Below are 15744 nucleotides of genomic sequence, written 5' to 3'. Positions count from 1 at the left end.
GCGCCCTCGTTAGTCGCGCCAGAATTCCTCGTAAGCCGTGGCGCTCAAGGCCGGAAGTTTAGCGATGATGACGTCGATTTGGCTGTTGCAGCTTTCAATCGATCCGCTCGTGTCCACAACGAAATCGGCGCGCACTTTCTTTTCCGCTTCCGTAATTTGGCGGGCAACGATTGCCTTGAACTTTTCTTCCGTCATGCCGGCGCGGCTGAGAACGCGCTCTCTTTGAATCTCCGGCGATGCCGTCACCACCACGATCGCATCGACATGCTCGTCGCGTCCGCCTTCAAGGAAGAGCGGAATTTCAAGCACCGCCAGCGACGCGCCGTTCGCCTGCTCGGCTTGCAGGAACGCCCGCTCTGCAGCGTGAACGCGCGGATGCACGATCGCTTCGAGTTCCTTGAACCGGTGCGGCGATCGAATGACATGCTCGGCGAGCTTGCCGCGATCGACCGCGCCTTCTGTCAGCGATCCGGGAAAGGCCCGCTCGATCTCCTCGGCCAACGGACCGGCATAAAGTCGGTGCACTTCGGCGTCAGCGTCGAAAACGCCGATGCCCCGCGCGCGAAAACGTGCCGCCGCGGTCGATTTGCCCATACCGATCGACCCGGTCAATCCAACGATTAGCATCATGATCCGCGAATGTTCTCAGCAACGAGGTCATAAAGCTCGGAACAAACCTCAGGCCGAATTCCGAACCACTTTTCGAATCCGGGAACAGCCTGATGCAGCAGCATGCCGAGACCATCGACCCCCACCAATCCATGCGTGCGGACCGACCTTAGGAGCGCAGTTTCCAACGGGACGTAAACGAGATCCGTAACGATCGTTTTCTTGCTCGCGTGGTTAAAGTCGATACCCGGATCGCCGACACCGTTCATTCCGAGCGTCGTTGTATTAACGATAAGTGCCGCGCCGGCGACATGCGCGTTGCGGTCGCTCCAGGCCCAAGCCGATACGTGTGCGCCGAAGTGCCGCGCGATATCCTCCGCCCGCTCGAGCGTGCGATTGAAAACGCGAACGTCCGTCCGTCCACTGTCCAGCAACCCGTGAACGACAGCACGCGCCGAGCCGCCCGATCCAAGCACCAACGCCGGACCGGAGATGCTTCGCCATTCAGGCGCCTTCTGATCGAGGTTCGCGATAAAGCCGTAGGTGTCGGTGTTGGCGCACGCGAGTTGGCCGTCCTCGAACCAAAGCGTATTGGCGGCGCCCACCGCGATTGCCGAAGGCGCACGAGCTTTGGCCGCGGCAAATGCCGCTTCTTTATGCGGAACCGTGACGTTGCACCCGGAAAAGCCGCGCTTCTGCAGCGTCGACAGAAATTCCGACAGATCCTCCGGCCGCACCGGCTCTTTCGTATAGCTGCCGTCGATCCCGTATTTGCGCAGCCAATAGCCATGGATCAGGGGCGAGCGCGAATGCGCGATCGGCCAGCCGATGACACACGCCCGCTTCATGCCGTGATCATCTCTTCGTCGCGCAGCCGCTGAAGCAAAGGCAGCAGCGGAATGCCGAGGATGGTGAAATAATCGCCCTCGATCCGTTCGAACAGTTGCACACCCTCCCCTTCGAGTTCGTAGCACCCGACGCTCGCGAGCGCCCTCGCGCCCATGCGTTCGAGATAGGTGCCGAGGAACTCATCGGAAAAATCGCGCACCGACATTCCGGCCATCGCGGCCCTCTGCCAATGCACGTTTCCATTCCGCGCCAGCGCCACGGCAGAAACGAGATCATGCGTGCGGCCCCTCAGCATGGTGAGATGCTCGCGCGCTTCCTTGAGCGTCTGCGCTTTCGAAAAGATCTTGCCGCCGAGAACGAGCACCTGGTCGGCGCCGATCACCAGCGCTGAGGGATGGAGCACCGACACGACGCGGGCTTTTTCCGCCGCCAGCACGCTCGCGATGTCGCCGGCTTCCGCACCCGATGTCTTTTCAAGGATGTCGTTGCGGATGGCTTCTTCGTCGATGTTGGCCGGGATCACGTCGAAGGCCAATCCGGCCGCTTCCAGCAGTGCCTTGCGTGCCGCGCTTCCCGATGCGAGCACAAGCCGCGTCGTCTCAGGCATTGCTCGGCTCCGCCTCCGCGCCCGTTCCGGACTTCCTGTCCTGCAACAGCTTCAGGATCATCGTCGCCGATTCCTCGATCGAGCGCCGCGTCACGTCGATGATCGGCCAGCCGTGCTGTGCCGCGAGCTTGCGCGTGTAGGCGATCTCGGCCGAAATCGTATCGCGATCGACGTAGGTTTCGAGATCGCGATCGGCCATCAGGATCGCGCGATTGCGCCGGACGTCGGCGATGCGATCGACATTGGCAATCAGGCAAACGACGAACGCCGTATGCGGGTGCAGAAGCTGCTCCGGCAGCGGCACTTGCGGCACCAGCGGCAGGTTCGTCGTCTTGTATCCGCGCTGCGCCAGATAGAGCGACGTTGGAGTCTTCGACGTGCGCGAAATTCCGAGCAGCACGATGTCGGCGTCGCTGAGGTTGTCGGGCAGGCGGCCGTCGTCGTGCGCCATCGTGAAATTCATCGCATCGATGCGGCGAAAATAATCGGCGTCGAGCACATGCTGACCAGCGACCGTCGGCGTCGACGGCGCGCCCAGATAGCTCTCGAAGATCTTCATGATCGGCTGCAGCACCGCAAGGCAGGGAATTTTCAGCCGCTGGCAATGCTCTTCAAGTTCGACGGCAAGAGCGGTGTTGACGATCGTATAAAGAACGATTCCCGGTTCATGCTCGATATCGACCAGCACGCGCTTCAGTTGCCGCTGCGTTCTGACGAGCGGGTGAACATGCTCGATGGCGCGAATGTTCTGATACTGCACGGTTGCCGCTTTCGCGATCGCCGCCAACGTTTCGCCCGTCGAATCCGAGACGAGGTGCATGTGAAAGAGCGAAGGCAGCGTCATGGCGAATATCTCTTGCGCGGGACGCGCGGCGGCATGTTCAAAACTTCGAAGTTACCCCCAGGGCCGGTGGATCGGCCCAAGGTTGAGAGAACAACCATCCCCCAGCCCACGGCGATACCCACATCCTGGCAAAAGGGAAAGATGTTGTTCAGCACATGGCCGTCCAAAGGAACAACCTTCTTCTCCGCGACTTGTCTCACCGTTCTTAACAGGACGTGCTCTCGAGTTGACGGCGCATATCGGCCGCAAGCCCTTGATTAACGGTGCACTTGCGACCCTATTGCGTGCCCCGCGCTACAAACGCTACGGCTCGTGCTACACGATCCGGCGACTGCATAGCCTGTGGAGCGTCTGTGGACTTTTGCATGATCCCCGATGCCCCCTGGCCTAAGAGTCAAAAAAATAACCTTCAAGAAAACTTATCTGATTTGAAGTGAAGGGAAGTTCGACGGTGCAGGACCTGAAAACCGATCAGCTCACAAAGCGCTTTCTGCAACCGTTTGCACGCAAGGCCGTCTCACCCCCTCCCATCTGGCTAATGCGCCAGGCCGGCCGCTACCTGCCGGAATATCGCAAAGTCCGAGCCGAGGCCGGCAGCTTCCTCGATCTGTGCTATTCGCCCAAGCTCGCCGCCGAAGTAACGCTGCAGCCGATCCGCCGTTACGGCTTCGATGCCGCGATCCTGTTTTCCGATATTCTCGTCGTGCCGGATGCGTTGGGCCAATCGGTTCGCTTCGCCGAAGGCGAAGGCCCGCGTCTTGATCCGTTGAAATCCGTTGCCGACCTCTCCCGACTCGCCCTATCGAACACACACGACAAATTTGCGCGCGTTTGCGAAACCGTCGATCGGCTGAGCAAATCGTTGCCGCGTGAAACGGCTTTGATCGGATTTTGTGGAGCACCATGGACCGTCGCGACATACATGGCCGAGGGCAAAGGCTCGTCCGATCAGGCGGCGGCGCGCAGTTGGGCTTATCGCGATCCTGCCGGTTTTTCCGCCCTCATCGACATTCTGACCGAAGCCTCTGTCGCCTATCTCTCAGCCCAGATTGAAGCTGGCGCCGAAGCCATCCAGATTTTCGACAGCTGGGCCGGCAGTCTCGCAGACGATCAATTCGCGCGCTGGGTCATTGCGCCGACGGCGCGCATCGTCAAAGAAATCCGCAAGCGCCATGCCGATATTCCAGTGATCGGATTTCCGCGCGGCGCCTCCGCACTTCTCAAAACCTACATCGACGGAACCGACGTCGATGGCGTCAGCTGCGACACCTCCTGTCCGCTGCAGGTGATGCAGGCGATCGCAAGAACGGGCAAAGCCGTTCAGGGCAATCTCGATCCGCTTCTGCTCGTCGCCGGCGGCGAAGCGTTGGATAAACGCACCGACGCCATCTGCGCCGCGATGACGGGCCTGCCGTTCGTGTTCAACCTCGGCCACGGCATCGTGCCGGAAACGCCGCCTGAAAATGTCGCGCGCCTTGTTACGCGCGTGCGCGCGCCGCGGAGCTGAATGCATGTCGGATCAGTTCGAGACCACGCCGGCCATCGTGCGGATCGTTGGCGCCCCGGCAATCGCGGCCATTGCCGTTGCAATCTTGACGCTGATGCTCGGCGACGGCGCTTATCCCTGGATCAAGGCCTTTCACATCATCGCCGTCATCTCGTGGATGGCCGGCATGCTCTATCTGCCGCGCCTTTTCGTCTATCACGCCGACGTTCCAATAGGTTCTCCTCAGTCTGAGACTTTCAAGGTGATGGAGGCGCGCCTTCTCAACATCATCACCACTCCTGCGATGAACGTGACGTGGGTACTGGGCCTTTGGCTCGCTTGGCAGGGCGGCTTCTGGGCAGCCCCCTGGTTTCATTTAAAGTTGGCGCTCGTCCTTGCGATGTCCGGGTTGCATGGCTATCTGTCCGCAGCGACCCGAGCCTTCCACGACGACCGGAACACGAAGCCTGCCCGACATTGGCGAATCGTCAACGAGATCCCGACCGTGCTGATGATCGGCATTGTCATCCTTGTGATTGTAAAGCCTTTTTGACGCCTTTTCACGCCGCCGCCGATCTGCTATAGGAATGAAGTCCTCATAAGGATTTTGGCAGACGGCACGTTTCGACGTTTCGATACGTCAACGCTCGCTGGGTCTATGACGGGGCGCCCGCCTCGTCGCCGTTATGCCAGGCTAATTCACCCCACCTCACCACCCGATGCCGCTGATATGCGGCGCTCCGTGGAGTTCTTTTTCAATGAAACAAATGAAGCTCGAGGACTTGAAGCGGAAGTCTCCCGCCGAGCTCGTCACCTTCGCCGAAGAGGCCGGTGTCGAGAATGCCTCGACCTTGCGCAAGCAGGAACTGATGTTCGCGACGCTGAAACAGCTCGCGACCCAAGAGACCGAAATCACCGCGACGGGTGTCGTCGAAGTTCTGCAGGACGGCTTCGGCTTCCTGAGATCGCCGGAAGCCAACTACCTTCCCGGTCCCGACGACATCTACGTTTCACCATCGCAGATCCGCCGTTTTGCGCTTCGCACCGGCGACACCGTCGAAGGTCAGATCCGCTCGCCGAAAGACGGCGAACGCTACTTCGCCCTGCTCAAAGTCTCGAACATCAATTTCGAAGACCCCGAGAAGACGAAGCACAAGAGCCACTTCGACAACCTGACGCCGCTCTATCCGACCAAGTGGCTGAAGCTCGAAATCGAAGACCCGACCATCAAGGACCTGTCGCCCCGCGTCATCGACATCGTCTCGCCCATCGGCAAAGGCCAGCGCGGATTGATCGTGGCGCCGCCCAGAACCGGTAAGACGGTTCTCTTGCAGAACATCGCCCATTCGATCTCCGTCAATCATCCCGAATGCTACCTGATCGTTCTCCTGATCGACGAACGCCCGGAAGAAGTCACCGACATGCAGCGCTCGGTGAAAGGCGAGGTCATCTCTTCGACGTTCGACGAGCCGCCCTCGCGCCACGTCCAAGTCTCGGAAATGGTCATCGAGAAGGCTAAGCGTCTCGTTGAGCATAAGAGGGACGTCATCATTCTTCTGGATTCGATCACGCGTCTGGGCCGCGCCTACAACACGGTTGTGCCGTCATCCGGCAAGGTTCTGACCGGCGGCGTCGATTCCAACGCCCTGCAGCGCCCGAAACGTTTCTTCGGTGCGGCCCGCAACATCGAGGAAGGCGGCTCGCTGACCATCATCGCGACGGCGCTGGTCGATACCGGGTCGCGCATGGATGAAGTCATCTTCGAAGAGTTCAAGGGCACCGGTAACTCGGAAATCATCCTCGACCGCAAGGTCTCCGACAAGCGCGTCTTCCCGGCGATCGACGTCGCCCGCTCGGGCACCCGCAAGGAAGACCTGCTCATTCCGAAGGACCAGCTCAAGAAGGTCTACGTGCTTCGCCGCATCTTGAACCCGATGGGGACGATGGATGGCATCGAGTTCCTCATCGACAAGCTGCGCTCGACCAAGACCAACGGCGAGTTCTTCCAGTCGATGAACACCTGAGGCTCGTCCGACCGAATGTCATCCTCGGCTTTATGCCGAGGACTGATCGGCCTGCTTTCCGGATGAAGAACGGATCCTCGGGACGAACCCGAGGATGACAGCAAAGCTGTCGCGTCTACAACTGATTCACGTGAAAACGACCGTCCTTAGCCGCGATCTATTCTCACCGTCATCCCGGCGGAGGCCGGGATCCATGCAGGCATCGGCTGCGATTTTGTAGATCGTTGTCTGGGTGCGGGGGCGCCTGCACTCAAAGAGCTTACTCCGCCGCGTGCAGAACCTGCTCGCGGGCTTCCTGCGCCGGCGTCTTGGCCTTGGCCGCTGCCGCCATCTTCTTGTAGCGCTCCGGCTCGCCTTTGCCGGGCACATAAACCCACGGCAGGATCAGCTGCTCCCAAAGGCTCTTCGGGAAGTTCGGCAGCTCGTCGACACCCATGTCCTTCGACGTCACTTCGCGCGACAGCTTCTCGGTATAGGTCCCGAACAGACGGTCCCACACATTCAACAGTAGCCCGAAGTTGCAATCGCCTTCCGTGCCCCAGTTGACGTGATGCAGGTGATGCACGCGGCCAATCGCGAAGATCTTTTCCAGCGGTCCGACGCGCGCATCGACGTTCGAATGCTGCACGATCAGCGTCACCGAGATGACGAAGCCCAGCACCACGGCGACCGAAGGCGGCATGCCGATGATCACCAGCGGCATGTTGCCGACGATCATGTCGATCGCCTGGTGCAGCGGATGGCGGATGACGCCGTTATAGCCATAGAGCCGCCCGACACCGTGATGCACCGCATGCAGCCGCCACAGCGACGGCAGGCGATGGCTGAGGTAGTGCATGAACATGAACGCGAAATCGGCGACCAGGAACGCGATCAGCACCTGGCCCCACATCGGCCAGTGCGTCGGCCACAGGCCCTGGAACGGGAACAGCCAGCAGATCACCGGGATCAGCAGCACGCCATTGATCGCGCCCAATTCGTAAAGCGCGATATGGCCGGTATTCGTCAGCATGTCGCCGTGGGAGTCGTGGTCGTTCCACTCCGGGAAGTACGGCAGGATCCGCTCGGCAAGGAGCGAAGTTGCATAAGCAGCAATCAGCAGCGGGAAGATCAGCGCGTACGCCCAGGTCTTACCCTCGGCGACGACAAGCTGGCTCACGATCCAATAGGCCACGCTCGTCAGGCCGAGCATCATGAACGGGATGTAGCCGTAGCGGACGACCGCACGCAAAAAAGTCATTCGGGCTGCCTTTCTATGCACCCTCTATATCGCTCGGAAGATACATGCGCCAAGGATATCGGTCTTGAGACGTTTCAACGCGGTAAAGATTGACAGCGATCAATAGTTTAGCTGCGTGCGATCAGAACTTCTTTTCGCATTGTTGCGCCGTCTTGGATGGGTGCCCCGCACACCGGGCCGACACAGACATAAGCGGTTGATTTGCCGTCGATGCCAGCCTTTCCGGCCAGCGGCGACGCCGCCGGGAAAGTGGTCGCTTCCGAAACGAATTCGATCGCACCCGGCAGGGAAACGGACCTGAGCACACGCTGAAGCTCCGAAGGCTCGGCCCCGATCACGGCGACTTGAACCAGCCGGCCGAGATCGAGTTCCGCGGCGATCAGACCGCAATGCCCCGTCGGCATCCGCGCCACCGCGCCGGAGAACACATCCGCCAAGTCCGTCGCCCGTTCATCGTAGCGCGTCTCTCCTGTCAGCGCGGCGAGCGCAATGAGATTGGAAAGTTGGATCGTGTTGGCGCTTGGGACCGCATCGTCATGTGCCGACTTCAATCGCACGACGACATCGCTGGTGTCGTCGGCTGCGGTGAAGTATCCGCCGCTGTCGCTATCCCAGTAATGCGTATCGAGAACCCGTGTCCAGCACTGAGCCTGCACCAGATAGGTCTCCGACTGCGTCGCCTGATACAAACGGAGCGCGGCCCAGACCATGTTGGCGTAGTCGGATGCCGTCGCCGGTGCCTTCGCGCGGCCGTCGCGGAACGAATGAAAGAGACGATCGCCGCCGGCTGAAAGCTTCGTCGCGACACACGTGAAAGCACGCTCGGCGAGCCCTAGCCAATCCGGCTGATCGAACACCATCGCGGCACGCGACAGCGCCGCGATCATCAGCCCATTCCAGTCCGCCAGGATCTTGTCATCCCATCCCGGACGAACGCGCGACGCACGCCGTTCGAGAAGCTTCGCGCGCATCCCCGCGAGCCGCGATTCTTCCTCCTCCGACAGCAGCACTTGTGAATCGAGACGATTGAGAATGGTGTGTCCTTCGAAGTTTCCTTGCGGCGTCACACCGTAGATGCGTGCAAAGAAAGCCGCGTCTTCCGCGTCTAAAACGTCTGCGATCTCTTCCGCACTCCAGACGTAGAACTTGCCTTCCTCGCCTTCGCTGTCGGCATCGAGAGACGCTGCAAAACCTCCTGCTTCTCCGATCATTTCACGCTGCAGCCACGAAACCGTTTCGGCGATGCGGATTTTGAACAATGGCTCCTGCGTCTCGCGCCAGACCTCCGTCATCAAATCGATCAGCAGCGCATTGTCGTAGAGCATCTTCTCGAAGTGCGGCACGAGCCAGTATTCGTCGACCGAATAGCGCGCGAACCCGCCGCCGAGATGATCGTAGATGCCGCCTTGGCAGATATTGCGCAGCGTCGTGACGACCGCCTGCTTCGCATCCTCATCGCTGAACCGGTTTGCGCCCCGCCACAACAGCCAGAAGATGTTCCATTGCGGAAACTTCGGTGCGCCGTTGAGACCGCCATGCTCACGATCGACCGCCCGCGTGATGCGCTGAACAAGATCGCGCACGTCCGGACCCGGCACTGCGCGCTCGTTGGCCGACGCTTCGTCTTTCAGCGATGCGATCAACGCTGCGGTGTTCTTGGCGACGTTCTCCGGCTGGTTCTGATAAGCCTCCGCCAGCCGCAGCAGCACCGTTACGAACGACGGGCGGCCGTAGCGTGATTCACGTGGAAAATACGTGCCGCCCCAAAACGGCTTGGCATCGCTGTCGAGGAACATCGTCAGCGGCCAGCCGCCTTGTTCGCCCAATCGATGCAGCGCGCCCATGTAGATCGCATCGATATCCGGACGCTCCTCGCGATCGACTTTGATGTTGATGAAAAGATCATTCATCACTTGCGCTGTGCCGGGATCTTCGAAGCTCTCGTGCGCCATCACATGGCACCAGTGGCAGGCCGCATAGCCGACCGACAGCAGGATCGGCTTTCCCGTCCGCTTCGCCTCGCTGAGCGCCTCCGGCCCCCACGCCCACCAGTGCACCGGATTGTCCTGATGCTGCAGCAGATACGGGCTGGTCTCGTACTTCAGGCGATTTTCGCTCATTGGGATTTCAGCTGGCGTTAGCAGGAATGCCGCGATCGGGTTGCGGCGGGCGGCGTCTACGAGTACGCGAACCGTATGTCGGATGCTTCAACGATTTTCGCGCTCTCGAGCGCGCCCGGTCGCGCGGGCGTCGCGGTCATTCGTATTTCGGGACCGGCGGCGCAAGACGTCCTGGAAAAAATGGTGGCGCCGCGTCCAAAGCCCCGCTCGGCGGTGTACCGCACGATCCAGCATCCTCAGACAGGGGAGGCGCTGGATCGTGCCGTTGTGCTCTGGTTCGCGGCACCAAAGACGGAAACCGGCGAAGACGTCGTCGAGTTCCAAGTCCACGGCAGCCGCGCCGTCGTCTCCGCCATTCTTGCGGCACTATCCGCCATCCCCGGCTGCCGCTTGGCCGAGCCAGGCGAATTCGCGCGTCGCGCCTTCGAGAACGGCAAACTTGATCTCGCTGAAGTCGAAGGCCTCGCCGATCTGATCGAAGCAGAAACCGATGCCCAGCGCCGTCAGGCTCTTTCTCAAGCGAGCGGCGCGCTTTCGAAGCTCTATGATGGCTGGCGCGCGCGCCTCATCGAAATCGCCGCCCTCATCGAAGCCGCAATAGACTTCTCCGACGAAGGCGACGTCTCGGCATCTTCGTTTGCAGAAGCGCGAAAACGTGCGGAAACACTGGCCAAAGAGATCGTCGCGCATTTGGATGACGGCCATCGCGGCGAGATCCTGCGGGAGGGATTCCGCGTCGCGCTTTTGGGCGCGCCGAACGCGGGAAAGTCATCGCTTCTGAATGCGCTCGCTCGCCGTGACGCCGCGATTGTCTCCGCCGAAGCCGGAACCACCCGCGACGTCATCGAGGTGCGCTTGGATCTCGCCGGATTGCCGGTCATCGTCTCCGATACGGCCGGCATCCGCGAAGCCTCGAGCGAGGTCGAGCAGGAAGGCATCCGCCGCAGCCTCGCCGTCGCCCGCGACGCCGATCTGGTCCTGTGGCTCGCGGAAAAGCCCGAGTCGATTCCGCCCCTTGGCCTTTCACGTGAAACAAGCCTTGTAATTCGTTCGAAGGCCGATCTTCCCCGTGAGTCGAGGAACGATCCAGAGTTCGGCGATCTCGCCGTTTCCGCCAAAACCGGTGCGGGCCTCGACCGCCTGATCGAGGCCATCGCCGAACGTGCCGGGCAGGCCATAGGCAGCCCGGCCGACCCAGCCATTACCCGGGCGCGCCACCGCCAGGCACTCGAAACGGCTCTTGCCGACGTTCAGGCGTTTTTGACGGGAAGCCCCGCCGCCATCGAGCTCCGGGCCGAAGATGTCCGCCGCGCCGCCCAAACGCTGGGCCGTATCACCGGCCGTGTCGATGTCGAGGACGTCCTTGACCAGATCTTCAGCCGTTTCTGCATTGGCAAGTGAGTCCCAAAAGTTTCACGTGAAATGATTCTTCGGATTCGCAAGCCTGGATTTTTCTCCCTCCCCTTCAAAGGAGGGATTCGGGGCGAGAAACCGCCTTTTGCACACCCCCAGGATGCGCTATTTCCCGCCAATGAACCGATATGACGTCATCGTCGTGGGCGGCGGACACGCCGGAACCGAGGCCGCAGCGGCTGCGGCGCGCATGGGCGCGCGAACGGCGCTCGTCACCCATAAGTTCGCGACCATCGGCGAAATGTCCTGCAATCCGGCCATCGGTGGGCTCGGCAAAGGTCATCTGGTCCGCGAAATCGACGCCCTCGACGGCCTGATGGGCCGCGTCGCCGACCGCGCCGGCATCCAGTTCCGGCTTTTGAACCGCTCGAAGGGCCCCGCCGTCCACGGCCCCCGCACCCAGGCCGACCGCAAGCTCTATCGCCAGGCCATGCAGGCCGAAATCGCCGCGATTCCAAACCTCGACGTCATCGAAGGCGGCGTCGAAGACCTGATCGTCGAAAACGGCCGGGTCGAAGGCGTCATCACCGCTGATGGCCGCCCACTCCGATCAGGCGCCGTCGTGCTGACGACCGGCACGTTTCTCAACGGCCTCATCCATATGGGCGAGCAGAAAATCCCGGCAGGCCGTGCGGGCGAAGCCCCGGCTCTGAAGCTGTCGGATCGGCTCTATGCGCTTGGCCTGCAGCTCGGCCGCCTCAAAACCGGCACACCCGCCCGCCTCGACGGCAAATCGATCGATTGGTCCGGCCTCGAAATGCAGAAGGCCGACGACGATCCCGTGCCCTTCTCATTCCTGACCGAGACAATCGAAACGCCCCAGATTGCCTGCGGCATCACCTATACGACCGCGAAAACCCACGACATCATCCGTGCCAATCTCGCGAAATCGCCGATGTATTCCGGCCAAATCGAGAGCGTCGGCCCGCGCTATTGCCCGTCGATCGAAGACAAGGTCGTCCGCTTCGCCGACCGCACGTCTCACCAGATCTTCCTCGAGCCCGAAGGCCTCGACGACGACACGATCTACCCGAACGGCGTCTCCACCTCCCTGCCCGCAGAAATCCAGGACACGTTCCTGAAAACAATGCCGGGCCTCGAAAATGTCGTCATCAAGCGGCCGGGCTACGCCATCGAATATGATTACGTCGATCCCCGCGAACTGACCCTCGGCCTCGAAGTGAAGCGCCTGCCCGGACTGTTTCTCGCCGGCCAGATCAACGGCACGACAGGTTATGAGGAAGCCGGCGCCCAGGGCCTTCTGGCGGGCATCAACGCAGCGCTCAAATCCGGAAATTTACCAAGAGATTCATATACAACGGATTCACGTGAAACGATTCGTCAAGAAATGGATTCACGTGAAACGTTTGGCGTTTCGCGCACCTCCGGCTACCTCGGTGTCATGGTCGATGACCTCGTCACCCGCGGCGTCTCCGAGCCCTATCGCATGTTCACGTCCCGGGCTGAATTCCGCCTGAAGCTGCGCGCCGACAACGCCGATCAGCGCCTGACGCCCGAAGGCATCCGCCTCGGCGTCGTCGGTCCCGAACGGGCACGCCATTTCGAAGCCAAAGCCAAAGCGCTCAGCGACGGCCTCGACTTGTTGAACCAACTCTCCATCACGCCGACCGAAGCCGCCAAGCACGGGCTTTCCGTCAACCGCGATGGCCGCCGCCGTTCGGCCTTCGACCTGCTCGCCTTTCCGGAAATCTCGCTCGACCAGCTCAAGGCGGTCTGGCCCGAGATCGGCCGCATCGAACCTAAAATCGCCGCTCAACTCGAAGTCGATGCCCGCTACGCCGCTTATCTTCGGCGTCAGGACGAAGACGTCGCCCAGTTGAAGCGCGACGAGGCCGTCCGCATCCCGGACGACTTCGATTTCGCGTCTCTGCCCAGCCTGTCGGCCGAAATCCGCCAGAAGCTCGCCCGCCATCGCCCCGCAACCATCGCCCAGGCAGGCCGCATCGAGGGCATGACGCCAGCTGCGCTGCTGACCCTGCTCGCCCGGCTCAAGGCGGCCAAGAACGACCGCAAATCCGCCTGATGGCCGACTCCCGCATCGATACACCCGCGAAGTTCCAAACCCGGTTCGGCGTCTCCAGCGAAACCCGCGAAAAGCTCGAAACCTACGAAGCCCTGCTGAAGCGCTGGCAGAAGACCATCAATCTCGTCGCCCCCAGCACCCTCGACGACATCTGGCACCGCCATTTCGCCGATAGCGCCCAGCTCTGGCCGCTCCGGCCCCCCGCCGCCAAGACCTGGCTCGATTTGGGCTCCGGCGCCGGCTTTCCCGGCCTCGTCCTGGCGATTCTGGCCTCAGAGACCGCCAAAACCGGCCCGGCAACCCGCCACATCCTGGTCGAAAGCGACAGCCGCAAAGCCGCATTCCTGCGCGAGGTCGCCCGCCAAACCCGCGTTGCTGTGGACATTCTGTGCACGAGGATCGAAAATCCCGAGACTCACGCTAAGGTAAGCGTGGCCGACTGCGTCACTGCGCGTGCGCTCGCGCCGCTGTCCCGGCTGGCCGAAGTCGCGGCCCCGTATTTTGCGTCGTCGACACTTGGTATGTTCTTGAAAGGCCGGGAGGTTCCGGCCGAAATCGAGAACGCAGCTCAAGACTGGCAGTTTGCCTATGAGCTGATTCCAAGCCTGACGGAAGAGGACGGCCGAGTCGTGTTGCTTAAAGCGTTGAAACCCCGGGTGCTGAAACCCAAGACGGAGGTATAACCCGTGGCCGGCTACGTTTCAGGCGCGGGCAGTGCGAACGCGGGCCCACGCGTCGTCGCCATCGCCAATCAGAAGGGCGGCGTCGGCAAGACCACGACGGCGATCAACCTCGGCACCGCGCTTGCGGCGGTCGGCGAACGCGTGCTCGTCCTCGACCTCGATCCGCAAGGCAACGCCTCGACCGGCCTCGGCATCGATATCGAGCAACGCTTCAAAACCTCGTTCGACATTCTGACCGGCAACGCCACGATCCTCGAAACGGTGTTGAAAACCGCCGTTCCGAATCTTTTCGTCGTTCCTGCCAACAACGACCTCGTCGGCATCGATTCGATGCTGTCCAACGATCAGAACAAGCCGTTCAAGCTGCGCGACGCCATCGTCGCCATGATCGGGCAACAGCGCACACGCGATCCCGAAACGCATTTCACCTACGTGCTGATCGATTGCCCGCCGTCGCTGAACCTGCTGACGCTCAACGCCATGTCGGCGGCGCACGCCGTCATCGTGCCGGTGCAGTGTGAGTTCTTCGCGCTCGAAGGTATTTCGCAACTTAAGGATTCGATCGAACAAATCCGCGCAACTCTCAACCCGCGCTTGGAAATTCAGGGCGTCGTGCTGACCATGCACGATCAGCGCGTGTCCCTCTCGCGCGAGGTCGCCGACAACGTCCGCGCCTTCTTCGGCGCCAAGGTCTACGACACGGTCATCCCGCGCAACACGCGCATCGCCGAGGCGCCCTCGCACGGCAAGCCGATCCTTCTCTACGATTACGACTGCGCCGGAAGTCAGGCCTACATGCGCCTCGCAACCGAGATCATGGAGCGCGAACGGCGCTTCAAGGCCGCCTGACGGCGCGCGGAAACACCAGGATCTAAAAGACGAAACGACAGCAGGGGACAGAAAAGCAGATGAACTCGTTGGTGCCGAAGAGCCGCCTGGGCCGTGGCCTCGCCTCTCTGATCGGGGAACCTGCACCGCTTGGTCATCGCCTGCCGCCGGAAGGCGAGCAGCGCATGGTCTCGATCGCCGAAGTGAAGTCGAGCCCGCTCAACCCGCGTAAGGATTTCCGCGACGACGAATTGGCCGAGCTGGCGGAGTCGCTGCGCACCAAGGGTTTCGTCCAGCCGATTATTGTCCGTCCCGACGGCTTGACCGGCGGCTACGAGATCGTCGCCGGCGAACGACGCTGGCGCGCGGCGCAAAAGGCCGGAATTCACACGATTCCTGTCATCATCCGCGAATTGAGCGATCGCGAAGTCCTCGAACTCGCCATCATCGAGAACGTCCAGCGCCAGGACTTGAACGCCATCGAAGAGGCGACGGGCTATCGCGAACTCGTCGAGCGCTTCGACTATAGCCAAGAGCAGGTCTCCGAAATCATCGGCAAAAGCCGTAGCCATGTCGCCAACACGCTGCGTCTGTTGAAGCTGCCCACCGAAGTGCAATCGCTCGTCCAGAACGGACAGATCACCGCCGGTCATGCCCGCGCCCTCATCGGCCGCGACGACGCTGGCACCATCGCCAAGCAGATCATCGACAACGGCTTGAACGTCCGCGATGTCGAAACCCTGGTTCAAACCTCGTTCGGCGAACCCGGAAACACTGGCGGCAACCGTCGCAGTCGCGACAAGGACGCCGATACAAAAGCGTTCGAAAAAGAGCTGACGGATCTCCTCGGACTCAAGGTCGAGGTCCGCAAGGCTTCAGGCGAAAGCGGCACCCTGATGATCCGCTATGGCAATTTCGACCAGCTCGATTATATCCGTCAGCGGCTCGGCGGCGGCTGACGATTAAGCCTTTCTCGCCTTTTCGGATCGGTACCGCT

Annotated in this window: 14 protein-coding genes; 8 read left to right on the top strand and 6 right to left on the bottom strand. The window is 61.3% G+C overall.

The features are described from left to right. Window positions 1–9 precede the first annotated feature (9 nt). Genes coaE through QM780_RS14555 form a run of 4 tightly spaced genes read right to left on the bottom strand, consistent with a single transcriptional unit; the run spans window position 10 to window position 2909 of the window. On the bottom strand, window positions 10–627 hold the full coding sequence (gene coaE / locus QM780_RS14570) for a dephospho-CoA kinase (protein WP_415072054.1): 618 nt from the start codon (window positions 625–627) through the stop codon (window positions 10–12). Further along, on the bottom strand, window positions 627–1457 hold the full coding sequence (locus tag QM780_RS14565; RefSeq protein WP_415071167.1) for a shikimate dehydrogenase: 831 nt from the start codon (window positions 1455–1457) through the stop codon (window positions 627–629). Before QM780_RS14565 ends, coaE begins: the two co-directional genes overlap by 1 nt. Continuing rightward, a complete protein-coding gene (locus tag QM780_RS14560) occupies window positions 1454–2065 on the bottom strand; it encodes a Maf family nucleotide pyrophosphatase (protein ID WP_415071166.1) in 612 nt (203 codons plus the stop codon). The genes QM780_RS14565 and QM780_RS14560 overlap by 4 nt, the downstream gene beginning before the upstream one ends. Next, complete coding sequence (locus tag QM780_RS14555; protein ID WP_415071165.1) at window positions 2058–2909, bottom strand: pyruvate, water dikinase regulatory protein; 852 nt, start codon at window positions 2907–2909, stop codon at window positions 2058–2060. The genes QM780_RS14560 and QM780_RS14555 overlap by 8 nt, the downstream gene beginning before the upstream one ends. Before the next feature lie 451 nt (window positions 2910–3360). On the opposite strand from QM780_RS14555, the gene hemE reads away from it, so the two are divergent. From hemE to rho, 3 genes are all read left to right on the top strand, one after another. Next, window positions 3361–4416 (top strand): uroporphyrinogen decarboxylase, encoded by a 1056-nt coding sequence (gene hemE / locus QM780_RS14550; RefSeq protein ID WP_415071164.1) that lies wholly within the window; start codon window positions 3361–3363, stop codon window positions 4414–4416. 4 nt (window positions 4417–4420) lie between these two features. Next, complete coding sequence (gene hemJ, locus QM780_RS14545) at window positions 4421–4948, top strand: protoporphyrinogen oxidase HemJ (protein WP_415071163.1); 528 nt, start codon at window positions 4421–4423, stop codon at window positions 4946–4948. Window positions 4949–5153: 205 nt separating this feature from the next. Continuing rightward, the gene (gene rho / locus QM780_RS14540; protein WP_415071162.1) at window positions 5154–6419 is read left to right on the top strand and encodes a transcription termination factor Rho; all 1266 of its coding nucleotides are present in this window, start codon (window positions 5154–5156) and stop codon (window positions 6417–6419) included. Between the two features lie 259 nt (window positions 6420–6678). Here the strand turns inward: rho and QM780_RS14535 are convergent, their stop codons facing one another. Then, complete coding sequence (locus tag QM780_RS14535) at window positions 6679–7659, bottom strand: sterol desaturase family protein (protein WP_415071161.1); 981 nt, start codon at window positions 7657–7659, stop codon at window positions 6679–6681. A gap of 107 nt (window positions 7660–7766) precedes the next feature. Beyond that, a complete protein-coding gene (locus QM780_RS14530) occupies window positions 7767–9779 on the bottom strand; it encodes a thioredoxin domain-containing protein (protein ID WP_415071160.1) in 2013 nt (670 codons plus the stop codon). Window positions 9780–9854: 75 nt separating this feature from the next. Between QM780_RS14530 and mnmE the strand changes: the two genes are divergently transcribed. The 5 genes from mnmE (at window position 9855) to QM780_RS14505 (ending at window position 15706) form a co-directional block, all read left to right on the top strand. Beyond that, entirely contained in the window at window positions 9855–11180 is a 1326-nt protein-coding gene (mnmE, locus tag QM780_RS14525; protein ID WP_415071159.1) for a tRNA uridine-5-carboxymethylaminomethyl(34) synthesis GTPase MnmE, read from the top strand. 130 nt (window positions 11181–11310) lie between these two features. Beyond that, window positions 11311–13236, top strand: coding sequence for a tRNA uridine-5-carboxymethylaminomethyl(34) synthesis enzyme MnmG (gene mnmG / locus QM780_RS14520; protein WP_415071158.1), 1926 nt, complete (start codon window positions 11311–11313; stop codon window positions 13234–13236). Continuing rightward, a complete protein-coding gene (rsmG, locus tag QM780_RS14515; RefSeq protein ID WP_415071157.1) occupies window positions 13236–13919 on the top strand; it encodes a 16S rRNA (guanine(527)-N(7))-methyltransferase RsmG in 684 nt (227 codons plus the stop codon). The genes mnmG and rsmG overlap by 1 nt, the downstream gene beginning before the upstream one ends. Window positions 13920–13922: 3 nt before the next feature. Next, the gene (locus tag QM780_RS14510; RefSeq protein WP_415071156.1) at window positions 13923–14768 is read left to right on the top strand and encodes a ParA family protein; all 846 of its coding nucleotides are present in this window, start codon (window positions 13923–13925) and stop codon (window positions 14766–14768) included. 59 nt (window positions 14769–14827) lie between these two features. After that, window positions 14828–15706, top strand: coding sequence for a ParB/RepB/Spo0J family partition protein (locus QM780_RS14505; protein WP_415071155.1), 879 nt, complete (start codon window positions 14828–14830; stop codon window positions 15704–15706). Window positions 15707–15744: the final 38 nt, after the last annotated feature.

Source organism: Hyphomicrobium sp. (assembly GCF_047600905.1).
GTDB lineage: Bacteria > Pseudomonadota > Alphaproteobacteria > Rhizobiales > Hyphomicrobiaceae > Hyphomicrobium_B.
The sequence above is the reverse complement of the archived record's forward strand: the minus strand, read 5'-3'. Positions and strand labels throughout refer to the sequence as shown.

Excerpts from the sequence above, each read along its gene's own strand:
- QM780_RS14535 (WP_415071161.1), bottom strand. The coding sequence starts at position 7,659 with ATGACTTTTTTGCGTGCGGTCGTCCGCTACGGCTACATCCCGTTCATG.
- coaE (WP_415072054.1), bottom strand. The coding sequence starts at position 627 with ATGCTAATCGTTGGATTGACCGGGTCGATCGGTATGGGCAAATCGACC.
- hemJ (WP_415071163.1), top strand. The coding sequence starts at position 4,421 with ATGTCGGATCAGTTCGAGACCACGCCGGCCATCGTGCGGATCGTTGGC.
- QM780_RS14565 (WP_415071167.1), bottom strand. The coding sequence starts at position 1,457 with ATGAAGCGGGCGTGTGTCATCGGCTGGCCGATCGCGCATTCGCGCTCG.
- QM780_RS14505 (WP_415071155.1), top strand. The coding sequence starts at position 14,828 with ATGAACTCGTTGGTGCCGAAGAGCCGCCTGGGCCGTGGCCTCGCCTCT.
- mnmE (WP_415071159.1), top strand. The coding sequence starts at position 9,855 with ATGTCGGATGCTTCAACGATTTTCGCGCTCTCGAGCGCGCCCGGTCGC.
- QM780_RS14555 (WP_415071165.1), bottom strand. The coding sequence starts at position 2,909 with ATGACGCTGCCTTCGCTCTTTCACATGCACCTCGTCTCGGATTCGACG.
- rsmG (WP_415071157.1), top strand. The coding sequence starts at position 13,236 with ATGGCCGACTCCCGCATCGATACACCCGCGAAGTTCCAAACCCGGTTC.
- QM780_RS14530 (WP_415071160.1), bottom strand. The coding sequence starts at position 9,779 with ATGAGCGAAAATCGCCTGAAGTACGAGACCAGCCCGTATCTGCTGCAG.
- QM780_RS14560 (WP_415071166.1), bottom strand. The coding sequence starts at position 2,065 with ATGCCTGAGACGACGCGGCTTGTGCTCGCATCGGGAAGCGCGGCACGC.
- rho (WP_415071162.1), top strand. The coding sequence starts at position 5,154 with ATGAAACAAATGAAGCTCGAGGACTTGAAGCGGAAGTCTCCCGCCGAG.
- mnmG (WP_415071158.1), top strand. The coding sequence starts at position 11,311 with ATGAACCGATATGACGTCATCGTCGTGGGCGGCGGACACGCCGGAACC.